This is a genomic window from Isoptericola sp. NPDC057391, from assembly GCF_042668085.1.
Classification (GTDB): domain Bacteria; phylum Actinomycetota; class Actinomycetes; order Actinomycetales; family Cellulomonadaceae; genus Isoptericola.
This window is the reverse complement of sequence record NZ_JBHVBO010000029.1, coordinates 1-12,149: the sequence shown is the minus strand read 5'-3', so window position 1 is coordinate 12,149 and position 12,149 is coordinate 1. Positions and strand designations below refer to the sequence as shown.

General features: G+C 74.2%; 11 protein-coding genes. 7 read left to right on the top strand and 4 right to left on the bottom strand.

All coding sequences use genetic code 11. From position 1 onward, the window contains the following. Positions 1-26: 26 nt before the first annotated feature. Positions 27-461, bottom strand: coding sequence for an NUDIX hydrolase (locus ACFUVW_RS06465; protein ID WP_430570544.1), 435 nt, complete (start codon positions 459-461; stop codon positions 27-29). A gap of 27 nt (positions 462-488) precedes the next feature. Between ACFUVW_RS06465 and ACFUVW_RS06460 the strand changes: the two genes are divergently transcribed. The 4 genes from ACFUVW_RS06460 to ACFUVW_RS06445 all read left to right on the top strand — a co-directional run bounded on the left by ACFUVW_RS06460 (position 489) and on the right by ACFUVW_RS06445 (position 4,795). Next, complete coding sequence (locus ACFUVW_RS06460; protein WP_430570525.1) at positions 489-1,016, top strand: ASCH domain-containing protein; 528 nt, start codon at positions 489-491, stop codon at positions 1,014-1,016. Positions 1,017-1,116: 100 nt separating this feature from the next. Then, positions 1,117-2,160, top strand: coding sequence for a 3-isopropylmalate dehydrogenase (locus tag ACFUVW_RS06455; RefSeq protein WP_430570524.1), 1,044 nt, complete (start codon positions 1,117-1,119; stop codon positions 2,158-2,160). 218 nt (positions 2,161-2,378) lie between these two features. Next, positions 2,379-3,563 carry a branched-chain amino acid aminotransferase gene (locus ACFUVW_RS06450; protein WP_430570523.1) on the top strand — a complete coding sequence of 395 codons (1,185 nt, stop codon included), beginning with the start codon at positions 2,379-2,381 and terminating at the stop codon, positions 3,561-3,563. 53 nt (positions 3,564-3,616) lie between these two features. After that, positions 3,617-4,795, top strand: a complete 1,179-nt coding sequence (locus tag ACFUVW_RS06445) for a winged helix DNA-binding domain-containing protein (protein ID WP_430570522.1) — start codon at positions 3,617-3,619, stop codon at positions 4,793-4,795. Here the strand turns inward: ACFUVW_RS06445 and ACFUVW_RS06440 are convergent. Beyond that, complete coding sequence (locus tag ACFUVW_RS06440) at positions 4,743-5,318, bottom strand: DUF6069 family protein (RefSeq protein WP_430570521.1); 576 nt, start codon at positions 5,316-5,318, stop codon at positions 4,743-4,745. The two genes, ACFUVW_RS06445 and ACFUVW_RS06440, sit on opposite strands and share 53 nt — an antisense overlap. Positions 5,319-5,594: 276 nt before the next feature. Here ACFUVW_RS06440 and cimA point away from each other — a divergent pair, with 276 nt between their 5' ends. Next, positions 5,595-7,256, top strand: coding sequence for a citramalate synthase (gene cimA, locus ACFUVW_RS06435; protein WP_430570520.1), 1,662 nt, complete (start codon positions 5,595-5,597; stop codon positions 7,254-7,256). A gap of 13 nt (positions 7,257-7,269) precedes the next feature. Here the strand turns inward: cimA and ACFUVW_RS06430 are convergent, their stop codons facing one another. Together ACFUVW_RS06430 and ACFUVW_RS06425 are read right to left on the bottom strand one after the other, a co-directional pair. Next, entirely contained in the window at positions 7,270-8,157 is an 888-nt protein-coding gene (locus ACFUVW_RS06430; protein ID WP_430570519.1) for a MurR/RpiR family transcriptional regulator, read from the bottom strand. Next, a complete protein-coding gene (locus ACFUVW_RS06425) occupies positions 8,154-9,221 on the bottom strand; it encodes a BadF/BadG/BcrA/BcrD ATPase family protein (protein WP_430570518.1) in 1,068 nt (355 codons plus the stop codon). Before ACFUVW_RS06425 ends, ACFUVW_RS06430 begins: the two co-directional genes overlap by 4 nt. 140 nt (positions 9,222-9,361) lie before the next feature. Here ACFUVW_RS06425 and ACFUVW_RS06420 point away from each other — a divergent pair, with 140 nt between their 5' ends. Then, on the top strand, positions 9,362-10,438 hold the full coding sequence (locus ACFUVW_RS06420; RefSeq protein ID WP_430570517.1) for a lipoate--protein ligase family protein: 1,077 nt from the start codon (positions 9,362-9,364) through the stop codon (positions 10,436-10,438). A gap of 357 nt (positions 10,439-10,795) precedes the next feature. Next, on the top strand, positions 10,796-12,097 hold the full coding sequence (locus ACFUVW_RS06415) for a sugar ABC transporter substrate-binding protein (protein WP_430570543.1): 1,302 nt from the start codon (positions 10,796-10,798) through the stop codon (positions 12,095-12,097). The last annotated feature ends 52 nt before the right edge of the window (positions 12,098-12,149 follow it).

Genomic DNA, 12,149 nt, shown 5'->3' with positions numbered 1-12,149 from the left:
GGTAGTTCGAGCGGCGCCACTGCCTGTCAGTCGAGCAGCCCCGCCCAGCGACGGACGATGTCGACCAGCTCCACCCGGTGGAGGGCGTCGATGTCGGCCAGCCGGTGCCAGGCGACGTCGTCGGTGCTGCCGTCGGCCTCCCTCGCGAGCTCGCCGCCGACGACGTGCGCGCGGTAGACGATGCGGATGCCCTGCAGCGCCACCGTGTGGTCGGTGCCGTCGACGACGCCGCGGCCCTCGGGCGGGATCACGATGCTGTCGACGCCCAGCAGGCCGTCGAGCTCGACGTGGTAGCCCGTCTCCTCCCGCACCTCGCGGACGGCCGCGTCCTCGGGGTGCTCGCCGGGTTCGATGCCGCCCCCGGGCATCGTCCAGCCCGACCCGGCGTCGCTGGCCCAGTGGGGGAGCAGGATGCGGTCGCCCTCGACGACGAGGGCGTAGGCGGCGACGCGGGTGTCCATGCTGGTCATCCTGGCAGGATGGGGGGTATGAGCGACGACGTGACCCCTGGGCTGGACTCCGAGCAGGCCGACAGCATCACCGAGTTCTGGGACGTCGCGCGCCCGAGCGCCGGCCGCACCAGCCACGGAGGAGCGGTGGGTGAGCGCTCCGAGAACGTGGTGCCGCCGCCGGCGTGGTCGTTCGGGGACTCGCCCGAGCTGGCCGACGAGCTGCTGGGCCTGGTCCTGGACGGCGTGAAGACCGGCACCGCCGCCGCGGTCTGGGAGTACGAGGCCGCCGACGAGCCACTGCCCCGCAAGGGCGACCTGTCGATCGTGCTCGACGGCGCGGGCGCCCCGCGTCTCCTCATCCGGACGACCGAGGTCGAGACCGTCCCGTTCGACGAGGTCACGGCCGAGCACGCCGCCGCCGAGGGGGAGGGCGACCGCACTCTCGAGTCCTGGCGCGAGGAGCACGAGCGCTACTGGCGGCGCACGCTCGCGCAGATCGGCCGCGAGTTCGACCCGTCGATGCCGGTGGTCTGCGAGCGGTTCAAGGTGCTCTACCGTGCGTGACCTCACCATGCGGGTCCGCGACCTGCGAGGTCACGACCGCGCATGTCCAAAAAATGAGATCCGTGTCCGCATCATGATTCGCCGGGCATAGGCTCGGGCCATGACGCGGAGCATCGACCTGGCAGTGGTGGCCGGCGACGGTATCGGCACGGAAGTCGTGGAGCAGGGCCTGGCGGTCCTCGAGGCGGCCGTGGCCGGATCGGACGTCAAGATCTCCACCACCGAGTTCGACCTGGGCGCGCGCCGCTGGCACGCCACGGGCGAGACGCTCACCGACGGCGACCTCGAGGCCATCAAGCGGCACGACGCGATCCTCCTGGGCGCGATCGGCGACCCGAGCGTGCCGTCGGGCGTGCTCGAGCGCGGCCTGCTGCTCAAGCTCCGCTTCTCGCTGGACCACTACGTCAACCTGCGCCCCGGCAAGCTGTACCCCGGCGTGACCAGCCCGCTGGCGAACCCCGGCGACGTCGACTTCGTCGTCGTGCGCGAGGGCACCGAGGGCCCGTATGTCGGCAACGGCGGCGCGCTGCGCGTCGGCACCCCGCACGAGATCGCGACCGAGGTGTCGGTCAACACCGCGTTCGGCGTCGAGCGCGTCGTGCGCGACGCCTTCGCTCGCGCCCAGGCCCGGCCGCGCAAGCACCTCACGCTGGTGCACAAGCACAACGTGCTGGTGCACGCCGGTCACCTGTGGCGCCGCACGGTCGAGGCCGTCAACGCCGAGTTCCCCGACGTCACCACGGACTACCTGCACGTGGACGCCGCCACGATCTTCCTCACGACGAACCCGTCGCGGTTCGACGTGATCGTCACGGACAACCTGTTCGGCGACATCCTCACGGACCAGGCCGCCGCCATCACGGGCGGCATCGGCCTCGCCGCGTCGGCGAACATCAACCCCGACCGCACCGCGCCGTCCATGTTCGAGCCGGTGCACGGTTCCGCGCCGGACATCGCCGGCCAGGGCAAGGCCGACCCGACCGCCACGGTCCTGTCGGTCTCCCTGCTGCTCGACCACCTCGGCCTCACCGAGGAGAGCAGGCGCGTGGAGGCGGCCGTCGCCGGCGACCTCGTGGAGCGCGGCGACCGAGTACGCACGACGGCCGAGGTCGGGCGCGACCTCGCCGCACGCGTCAACGGCTGACGGCGGCCCCGCCGCCTCACCGGACGGCGCGGCGCCACCCGCGCGCCGCGCCGTCGGACGTGTCGTCCGAGCCACCGCCCGCCCCGGCCGTCTCCCCCTGTCGATCACCCGACATCCATCTCTGTCCGGGTGACCGCTGTGGTCGGAGCGACGCCGGTGCCCACGAGGTGCACGGTCGTGGAAAACTACAGGGGTCACCCGGTGAAAGGCCCCCGATCATGACCACATCCAGCACCTCTCCGTCCGCCTCGAGCACCGCGGCGAGCACCGCGTCGAGCAGCGGCGCGCCGGGCATCCTCCCGGCCGAGCTCGAGGACCTCGTCGCCCTGTTCGACGTGCGAGCCACGGACGCCCCCACCCCGGACGCCGAGCGCGAGGCCGCGCTGCAGTCGCCCAAATTCGGCACCGTGTTCACGGACCACATGGCGCGCATCAGCTGGCGCCAGGGCGACGGCTGGCTCGACCGCCGCGTCGAGAAGTACGGGCCGTTGCAGCTCGACCCCGCGACCGCCGTCCTGCACTACGCGCAGGAGATCTTCGAGGGGATGAAGGCGTACCGCCACGCGGACGGCTCCGTGTGGACGTTCCGCCCGGACGCCAACGCGGCACGCTTCGCGCGCTCGGCGCACCGGCTGGCGCTGCCCGCGCTGTCGGTGGACGACTTCATCGGCTCCATCGCGGCGCTGGTGCGCACCGACATCGACTGGGTGCCGTCCGGCGAGGACTTCAGCCTCTACCTGCGGCCCTTCACCTTCGCGTCGGAGCCGTTCCTCGGGGTGCGCCCCACGAACGAGGCCGAGTACCTCGTCATCGCCTCGCCGGTCGGCCCGTACTTCGCCGGCGGCGTGAAGCCGGTGTCGATCTGGATCGACACGCACTACCACCGCTCCGGGCCGGGCGGCACGGGCGACGCGAAGTACGGCGGCAACTACGCGGCGAGCCTGCTGCCGCAGCAGCTCGCCGCCGAGAAGGGCTTCGACCAGGTCTGCTACCTCGACGCGACGACCAACTCGGCGCTCGAGGAGCTCGGCGGCATGAACGTGTTCGTCGTCATGGCGGACGGCTCGGTGCACACCCCGGAGCTCACCGGCTCGTTCCTCGAGGGCGTCACGCGCTCGTCCATCCTGCAGCTCGCCGCGGACCGCGGGCACGAGGCCGTGGAGCGTCGAGTCCCGCTCGCCGAGGTCGTCGCCGGGCTCCAGGACGGCACCGTGCGCGAGATCTTCGCGTGCGGCACGGCGGCGGTCATCACCCCGGTCGGCCGGCTCGCGGGCGACGAGTTCGACCTGCAGGTCTCGGGCGGGGAGCCGGGCGAGCTCACCATGGCGATCCGCGACGAGCTCACCGACATCCAGTACGGGCGGGCGGCGGACCGGCACGGCTGGATGCGCCGGCTCGCCTGACGACACGCCCGACCGTCGCCTGACTTTCGCCCGGGAGGAGGGCCGGACGCCAGATGGTCACCCCGATCACGGCCGACGAGCTCAACCGGACCACGCTCGCGCGCCAGCAGCTGCTCGCCCGCTCCGACGACGACGTCCCCGCCGTCGTCGGGCGGGTGGGCGGCCTGCAGGCGCAGCACGCCGACATGCCGTACGTCGCGCTGTGGGCGCGGCGGTCCGGGCCGACGATCGGAGCGCTCGAGGAGGCCCTCACCGGCGGCGAGGTCGTGAAGGCGACGGTCATGCGGTCCACGCTGCACGTGGTGCCCAGCGCCGACTGGCCGCTGCTCGACGCCGTCTCGGCCGAGCAGCGGCTGGCGGCCTGGCGCGCGAGCGCGCGGCGAGCGGGGGTCGACCTCGTGGGCCTCAACGCCGCCGTGCGTGCGTACTGCGCCGAGCCGCGCACGCTCGACGAGGTGGAGGCGTTCGCCGCCGAGCAGTACCCCGGCGTCGACGCCGCCGCGGCGATCCCCGGGGGCGTGAGCCGCGCGTGGTGGCGGCTCGCGAGCGCGGGCGGCGGGCTCGTGCACGTGCCGCCGAGCGGGCTGTGGGGCTCCCACGTCGCGGCGCGCTACCAGGACGGCGCGCGCTGGCTCGCCGACCGCGTGCCGCACCCGCTGCCCGCGCTGCCCCCGGACGAGGCGCGCGCCGGTGCCGTCGAGCGGTACCTGCGGGCCTTCGGGCCGGCGTCCGCGCGCGACGTCGCCCGCGGCGTCGGGATCCGCGGCGTCGGCGCCCTCAAGCGGGCGCTCGCGCTGCTGGAGCTGCGGGCGTACGTCGCGCCCGACGGGCGCGAGCTCGTCGACCTGGCCGACGCGGACCTCGCCCCCGCCGACGCGCCGGCGCCGGTCCGGCTCCTGCCGCGCTGGGACCAGCTGCTGGTGGCGCTGGACGAGCGCTCCAGGATCGTCGACCCCGAGCACGCGGGACTCGTCTACCGGCGCAACGCCGACGTGCTCCCCACCCTCTGGGCGGGCGGCCGGGTGGCCGGGACGTGGACCCTGGACGTCGACGCCCGCCGCGCCACCGTGCACCTCGAGCCCTTCACCGGCGACGCCTGGGCGCGCCACCGGTCCGAGCTGGAGGAGGAGGCCGCCTCGCTGCTCGACCTCGCCGCCCCCGACGCGCCCGAGCGGGAGGTCACCTGGGCGGCCGAGCCGGCCGCACGAGAGTCCGGCCGAGCACGCCGTTGAGCATCGCCGAGACGGCGACCCCGACCACGATCCACACGAGGGCGGTCACGACGGCCGACGCGGCGTCGCCCGGGCCCGTGAACGCCAGGGCCGCGAGGATCACGGTGACCAGCGCGACCAGCCAGCCGAAGAACATCCGCGGCCGCGGCACGACCCGCACGAGCAGCTGGAGCACCACGGCCGCGAGCAGGGCGAACAGGGCACCGGTGAGCGCCCAGGCGAGCCCGGGGGCGTCGGGCACGAGGCGGGAGGGACCGAGCAGGCCGACGTCGAACGCGCTGTCGAAGACCACCGACGCGGCGAGCCCCAGCACGGCGCAGACCACGACGGTCACGGCCGCTCCGGACCAGTAGCGGCCGCGGTCCAGCTCCAGCAGGCCGCGCGACGTCGGCGCCGGGGCGTCCCAGGCGTCGGCGGGCTCCGCGGTGGGTACCACGGACGGGGGCGGGGTGACGCCGCCCGGCGGGACGCCGGGTGTCGGCGTCCTCGGGACGGTCGGGCCGCCCGGTCGCGCGTCGGTCATCGGTGCTGCCTCCTGACCTCGGGTGTCGGTGCCAGCCGACCACACCCCGGGGCCGGTCGCACGGGCGAGGGCGTCCGGTGCCACGCCGTGGACGCCCTGTCCGGCCCGCGCGAGGGTGTGGCACCATGTGGCCCATGACACGCCTCGCGCACCAGCGTCGCTCGCTCATCATTCTGTAGCGCGTCCGGCCACCCGCCGGACGCGCAGACCTTCCGTACCCCGGGGGGTCTTTTTTGTTGACCAGCACGCTCAGCTTCTTGACCTGGGGAGTCCCGCATGACCGCCACCCCGTTCCACGTGTACGACACCACCCTGCGCGACGGCGCGCAGCAGGAGGGCATGAACCTCTCGGTGGCGGACAAGCTGGCCATCGCGCCGCTGCTGGACGAGCTGGGGGTCGGCTTCGTCGAGGGCGGCTGGCCCGGCGCCGTGCCGAAGGACACCGAGTTCTTCCGGCGGGCGGCGAAAGAGCTGGAGCTGAGGAACGCGGTGCTCGCGGCGTTCGGGGCCACCCGCAAGGCGGGCACCCGCGCGTGGGACGACCCGCAGGTGCGCGCCCTGCTCGACTCCGAGGCGCCGGTCGTGACGCTGGTGGCCAAGTCGGACGTGCGGCACGTGGAGCGCGCGCTGCGCACCACCCCCGACGAGGGCCTCGCGATGATCGCGGACACGGTGGCGTTCCTCGTGGGCGAGGGGCGCCGCGTCGTGGTGGACGCCGAGCACTTCTTCGACGGCTACCGGTTCGACCCGGTGTGGTCCCGCGCCGCGGCGGAGGCGGCGTTCGAGGCCGGCGCCGAGGTGGTCACGCTGTGCGACACGAACGGCGGGATGCTGCCGCACTGGGTGACCGACGTCGTGACCGAGGTGCGCGAGTCGCTGGGGCTGCCGCACGGGCGCGACGCCGTCGCGGGGGACCGCCTGCTCGGCATGCACGCCCACAACGACTCGGGCTGCGCCGTCGCGAACACGCTGGCCGCCGTGGCCGCCGGGGCGTGGCACGTGCAGGGCACCGTGAACGGCTACGGCGAGCGCACGGGCAACGTGGACCTCGTGACCGTCGTCGCGAACCTCGAGCTCAAGCACGGCCTGCGGACCCTCGCCGGCGGGGGCCTCGAGGAGGCGACGCGCATCGCGCACGCCGTCGCGGAGATCACCAACATCTCCCCGTACGCGCGCCAGCCGTATGTGGGGGCGAGCGCCTTCGCCCACAAGGCGGGCCTGCACGCCAGCGCGATCAAGGTCGACCCGGACCTGTACCAGCACATCGACCCCACCGCCGTGGGCAACGACATGCGCATGCTCGTGTCCGACATGGCCGGGCGGGCGTCGATCGAGCTCAAGGGCCGCGAGCTGGGCTATGACCTCAGCGGACAGGGCGAGCTGCTCACCCGCGTCACGACGCGTGTCAAGGACGCCGAGGCGCAGGGGTACACCTTCGACGCCGCCGACGCGTCCTTCGAGCTGCTGCTGCGCGAGGAGCTCACCGGCACCCGGCAGACGTACTTCCGGGTCGAGAGCTGGCGGACCATCGTCGAGACCGTCGCCGGCGGGCCGGGTCGCGACCCGGGTCACGACGCCGCGAGCCGGGACGCCGACGCCGTCGCCGAGGCGACGGTGAAGCTGCACGCCGGCGGCGAGCGCGTCGTCGCGACCGGCGAGGGCAACGGCCCCGTGAACGCGCTCGACCAGGCGCTGCGCAGCGCGCTCACGCGCGTGTACCCGCAGATGGAGAAGTTCGAGCTCATCGACTTCAAGGTGCGCATCCTCGACGCCCAGCAGGGCACCGACGCCACCACCCGCGTGCTGGTCGAGACCACGGACGGGCAGCACTCGTGGTCCACGGTGGGCGTCGGCCCGAACGTCATCGAGGCCGCGTGGGAGGCGCTCATCGACGCGTACGTGTACGGCCTCGTGCACGCGGGCGTCGAGCCGCGCTGACGCCGCCGGGCCGTCAGCGCGCGCTGCGGGTGCCGTTCGTCAGGCGGTGCGGCCGGACGGCCTCGTAGGTCGCCTTGAGGGCGGCGGTGGTCCGGTCGTAGCGGCGCTGCGCCACGCGGACGAAGAGGAAGTCGACGACCGCGAGCTGGGCGATGCGGCTCGACATGGCGCCGGAGCGGAACTGGGTCTCGCGCGCCGTCGTCGCCAGGACGACGTCGGCGAGCTCGGCCAGCGGCGAGGCCGGGAAGTTCGTGACGGCCACGGTGATGGCCCCCGCGTCGCGCGCGAGCGTGAGCGCCTGCACGGTCTCGATCGTGGTGCCCGTGTGCGAGACCGCGACGGCCACGCACCCGTCGCCCAGCAGGGCCGCCGACTGGAGCTGGCCGTGCAGGTCCACGGGGGCGAAGCAGGCGATGCCGATGCGGGTGAGCTTCTGGCCGAGGTCCTGCGCCGTGAGGCCGCTCGACCCGGCGCCGTAGACGTCCACGCGGGGGGCCGAGGCGACCGCCTCGACGGCGTGCTCCAGGGCGTCGAGGTCGAGCATGCGCGCCGTCTCCTCGATCGTCCGGGCCTCGTGGAAGGCGATCTTGGACACGACGTCGGTGGCGGTGTCGGTCCGGTTGATCTCGCCCTCGGCGATGCCGGAGCGCTCCAGCTCGACGGCGCGCCGGCTCGTGGCCTGCGCGAGGTCGATGCGGAACTCGGGGTAGCCGGCGTAGCCGACGGCGCGGCAGAACCGGACGACCGTCGCCTGCGACGTGCCCGCGCGCGCGGCGAGTTCGGTGATGGTGGCGCCGACGACGCCGGGCGGGTCGTCGAGCACGACCGCGGCGATCCGCGCCTCCGCGGGGCGGAGCGTGGGCAGGGCCTGGCGGAGCCGGACGAGGACGTCACCGTTCATGCGCGGATCTCCTTCCCGGCGGGCGCCGGAGACGGGTGGGTGGTGGCACCGGTGGCACGGACGGTGAGCCAGGTGTCGTGGGGCTCCACGAGCCCGCCGTCGCGGGGGTCGACGAGGGAACGGGCGAGGCGCACCGCGCCGTCGAGGGGGCTCCCGTCGGCGGGGACGAGCCGCACGTCGGGACGCAGGGCGGACAGCCGGGCCTTGAGGGGGGTCGTCACGGGCGCGCCGATCTGCAGGACGCCGCCCGTGACGGCCGCGAGCGGCGGGATCCCGGGGCGCAGCGCGGCGGCGAGGCTCTCCGCGAGGTGCGTCCCGGCGTCGTGCAGGATCCCGTTCGCGACGAGGTCGCCCGCGCCGGCGGCGTCGGCGACGGCGGGGGTGAAGGACGCGAGGACCTGCGCGCGGTCGGGGCGCCCGTACAGGGCGGCGGGCCAGCCCTCCACCGGGCCGAAGCGCTCGAGCGCGGCGGCGAGCAGCGTGGGGGAGGCGGGCCCGGGCCGCCCGTCGTGGGTGGCGACGGCGGCCCGGAGGCCGTGCGCGCCGATCCACGAGCCGGAGCCGAGGTCGCCGAGCAGGTGCCCCCAACCGTCCGCGCGGTGCCACCGGCGTCGCAGGTCGGTGGCGAGCACGATGGCGCCGGTGCCGACGGCGGCCACGGCACCGGGGCGGCCGCCGAGGGCGCCGAGGTGCGCGGCGAGCGCGTCCGCGGCGACGGCCGTGGCCCGGGCGCCCGCACCGCGCAGCGCGTCGTGCAGCGCGCCGGGGTCGGGGACGAGCGAGGGGAGCCCGGTGACGGACACGGCGGCCGCGGCGACGCGCAGCCCGGGCCGGCGACCGGCGAGCTCGCCCACCAGCTCGGCCACGACGTCGGCCGCGTCGCTCCCGGCGGAGGTGATGCGGACGGGGCGGCCGGTGAGCGTGACGGGTGCGTCGTCGCTGCTGCCGGCGCCTCCGGGGCCGCCGGCGGTGTGCGCGGGCACGGCCACGAGGCGGGCGCCGCTGCCGCCGACGTCCACGGCGACGACGTGCTCGGGCGCGAGGGGGACGTCGTGGCCGGTCACGGGACCCAGTGTGGCAGCGATTTTCTCTGGTTGGGCACCTCACAAAAACAATCTCGCCCAGCCGGGCCGGGTGGACCCGGCGCGACCGGGTGTGACCGACGCCGCCTCCGCCGCGGCCGCGGCGCGGCTACCGTGGGGACGTGCATGGTGAGTACAAGGTTCCCGGTGGCAAGCTCGTGACGGTCGACCTCGACGTGCGCGACGGGCTGCTCGCCGACGTCAGGCTCAGCGGCGACTTCTTCCTCGAGCCGGACGACGCCCTCGAGGTCATCGACTCCGCCCTCGCCGGGCTGCCGCGCGAGACGTCCACGAGCGAGCTCGCCCGCGCCGTCGACGACGGGCTGCGGATCGCCGAGCAGGACGGTCGCGTGGCGGGCAGCGTGACGATGGTCGGCTTCGACGCGTGGGCGGTCGCGGTCGCGGTGCGCCGCGCGCTCGGGCTGGCCACCACGTGGGACGACCACACCTTCGGGGTGCTGCGCCCCGGCCCGCTGCCCCCGGCGACCCTCGCCGCCCTGGACCAGGTGCTCACCGAGGAGCTGGCCGAGGGGCGCCGCGGCCCCACGCTGCGGTTCTGGGACTGGAACGAGCGCGCCGTCTTCATCGGGTCGTTCCAGTCGCTGCGCAACGAGGTGGACCCGGCGGGCGTGCGCGAGCACGACGTCACGGTGGTGCGCCGCATCTCCGGCGGCGGGGCCATGTTCATGGAGGCCGGCAACTGCGTGACGTTCTCGCTGGTGGTGCCGGCGTCGCTCGTGGACGGCCTGTCGTTCGAGCAGTCGTACGCGTTCCTCGACTCGTGGGTGCTGGGCGCGCTGCACGACGTCGGCGTCGAGGCGTACTTCTCCGGCATGAACGACGTCGCGTCGCCCGCGGGCAAGCTCGCCGGCTCGGCGCAGAAGCGCCTGGCCGGCGGCGCCGTCCTGCACCACATGACGATGGCGTACGACATCGACAACGCGAAGATGCTCGAGGTGCTGCGCATCGGGCGCGAGAAGCTCTCCGACAAGGGCACCACCAGCGCCAACAAGCGGGTCGACCCCCTGCGGTCGCAGACCGGCATGTCGCGTGACGAGATCGTCGACGCGTTCGAGGCGCACTTCAAGGCCCACCACCGGACCGTCGACTCGGCGCTGCGGCCCGAGGAGCTGGACCGCGCCGAGGAGCTGGTCCGGACGAAGTTCGCCGACCCTGCCTGGATCAACCGGGTGCCCTGAGCCGCCCGCGCGCACCCCGCGCACCGCCCCCGCCCCACCGCGACGCGCCGACGAGGTCACCGTCCCGTCACGAATTGGTGCGGGGGCTTTCGTTATCCGCGTGCGGTCAGTTATCTTCCTCGGGAAGCGACACCCGGGAACTTCCTTTCAGGCCGGGGTGTCGCCCGCACGGCAGCGATCACAGGGATCAGCACAGCGATCGGCAGGACAGCGAGACGACGACGTCACGCCGGACGACGAGGACGTCGGCAGGACATGACCGCGAGTACGGCGCGCGACCGCGACAACGGCGGCGCCGCGCACCACGGAGGGCGGCCCAGCGGCCGCCGGGGGAGGACGACGACGATGCGTCGAGACATGTGGACCCGCAGGAACGTGGGGGCCGTGGCCACCGCGGCGCTGGTGGCGCTCGGCGTCGCCGCGTGCGGCAGCGGAGGCTCGGGCGACGGCGGGGACGGGACGGTCGACGGCGAGGGCAAGACCCTCGACGTCTGGATCATGCAGGGCACGAACCCGAGCGCGGACGCCTTCTTCGAGGAGGTCGGCACGGCGTTCAAGGAGCAGACGGGCGCGGAGCTGAACGTCGAGTTCGTCGAGTGGGCGGACGCGCACGACCGCTTCGTCACCTCGATCGCCGGCCAGACCACGCCCGACGTGGCGGAGACGGGCACGACCTGGACGCCGGAGTTCGCCGACGCCGGCGCGCTCGCGCCGCTCGACGACTACGTCGCGGAGGCCGGGCTGGGCGACGACCTGGTGGACGGCCTCGTCGAGGCGGGCACCTACGAGGAGCAGCTGTACGGGATGCCCTGGTACGCCGGCGTCCGCTCGCTCGTGTACAACACGGAGATCTTCGAGCAGGCCGGCGTCGAGCCGCCCACGACCTGGGCGGAGATCGAGTCGGCGGCCCAGGCCATCAAGGCGAAGTTCCCGGACAAGACCGCGATCGCGGTGCCGGGCGACGCCGAGTTCACGGTGTACCCGTGGGTGTGGGGCGCCGGCGGCGAGGTCGCGACGCTCGACGGCGAGACCTGGACGTCGGGGCTCGACAGCCCCGAGGCGCAGGAGGGCCTGAGCTTCTGGACCGGGCTCGCCGCGGACGGCTACTCGTCGGCGGGCGCCACCACCTGGCGCGAGACGGACGTGCTCGACGCGTTCGCCCAGGGCGACGTCGGCATGGCTGTCATGGGCTCCTGGACGCCGGGCGCCATCGTCGAGGCGAACAAGGACATGGACGGCAAGTTCGCCGCCGTCCCGATCCCCGGCAAGGACGGCGGGATGTCGCCGTCGGTGCTCGGCGGCTCGCACCTGTCCGTGTTCGAGACGGCCGAGGACAAGGACCTGGCGTTCGCGTTCGTCGAGCTCATGACGACCGGTGAGTTCGCCACGAAGTGGGGCGAGCAGGCCGGCTACTTCCCGGGGCAGAAGTCGCTCATGGACGAGACGCTGCAGAGCACCGACCCGCTCGTGGCCCCGTTCGCGAAGCAGTTCGTCGAGGGCGGCGCGTCCGTGCCGGTGTCGCCGAACTTCGGGGCCGTGCAGGCCAAGCTCACGACGAGCACGATGATGCAGTCGATCCTCTCCGGGAGCGAGGACGTCGCGACGGCCAGCACGAAGGCGGCCGACGAGATGACGTCGCTGCTCAACGGTGGCAGCTGACGCATGACGAGCACCCTCCCCGTCGCGGTCCCCGCCGGGCCCGGGCAGCAGT

Excerpts from the sequence above, each read along its gene's own strand:
- ACFUVW_RS06440 (WP_430570521.1), bottom strand. The coding sequence starts at position 5,318 with ATGACCGACGCGCGACCGGGCGGCCCGACCGTCCCGAGGACGCCGACA.
- ACFUVW_RS06465 (WP_430570544.1), bottom strand. The coding sequence starts at position 461 with ATGGACACCCGCGTCGCCGCCTACGCCCTCGTCGTCGAGGGCGACCGC.
- cimA (WP_430570520.1), top strand. The coding sequence starts at position 5,595 with ATGACCGCCACCCCGTTCCACGTGTACGACACCACCCTGCGCGACGGC.
- ACFUVW_RS06430 (WP_430570519.1), bottom strand. The coding sequence starts at position 8,157 with ATGAACGGTGACGTCCTCGTCCGGCTCCGCCAGGCCCTGCCCACGCTC.
- ACFUVW_RS06450 (WP_430570523.1), top strand. The coding sequence starts at position 2,379 with ATGACCACATCCAGCACCTCTCCGTCCGCCTCGAGCACCGCGGCGAGC.
- ACFUVW_RS06415 (WP_430570543.1), top strand. The coding sequence starts at position 10,796 with ATGTGGACCCGCAGGAACGTGGGGGCCGTGGCCACCGCGGCGCTGGTG.
- ACFUVW_RS06460 (WP_430570525.1), top strand. The coding sequence starts at position 489 with ATGAGCGACGACGTGACCCCTGGGCTGGACTCCGAGCAGGCCGACAGC.
- ACFUVW_RS06445 (WP_430570522.1), top strand. The coding sequence starts at position 3,617 with ATGGTCACCCCGATCACGGCCGACGAGCTCAACCGGACCACGCTCGCG.
- ACFUVW_RS06455 (WP_430570524.1), top strand. The coding sequence starts at position 1,117 with ATGACGCGGAGCATCGACCTGGCAGTGGTGGCCGGCGACGGTATCGGC.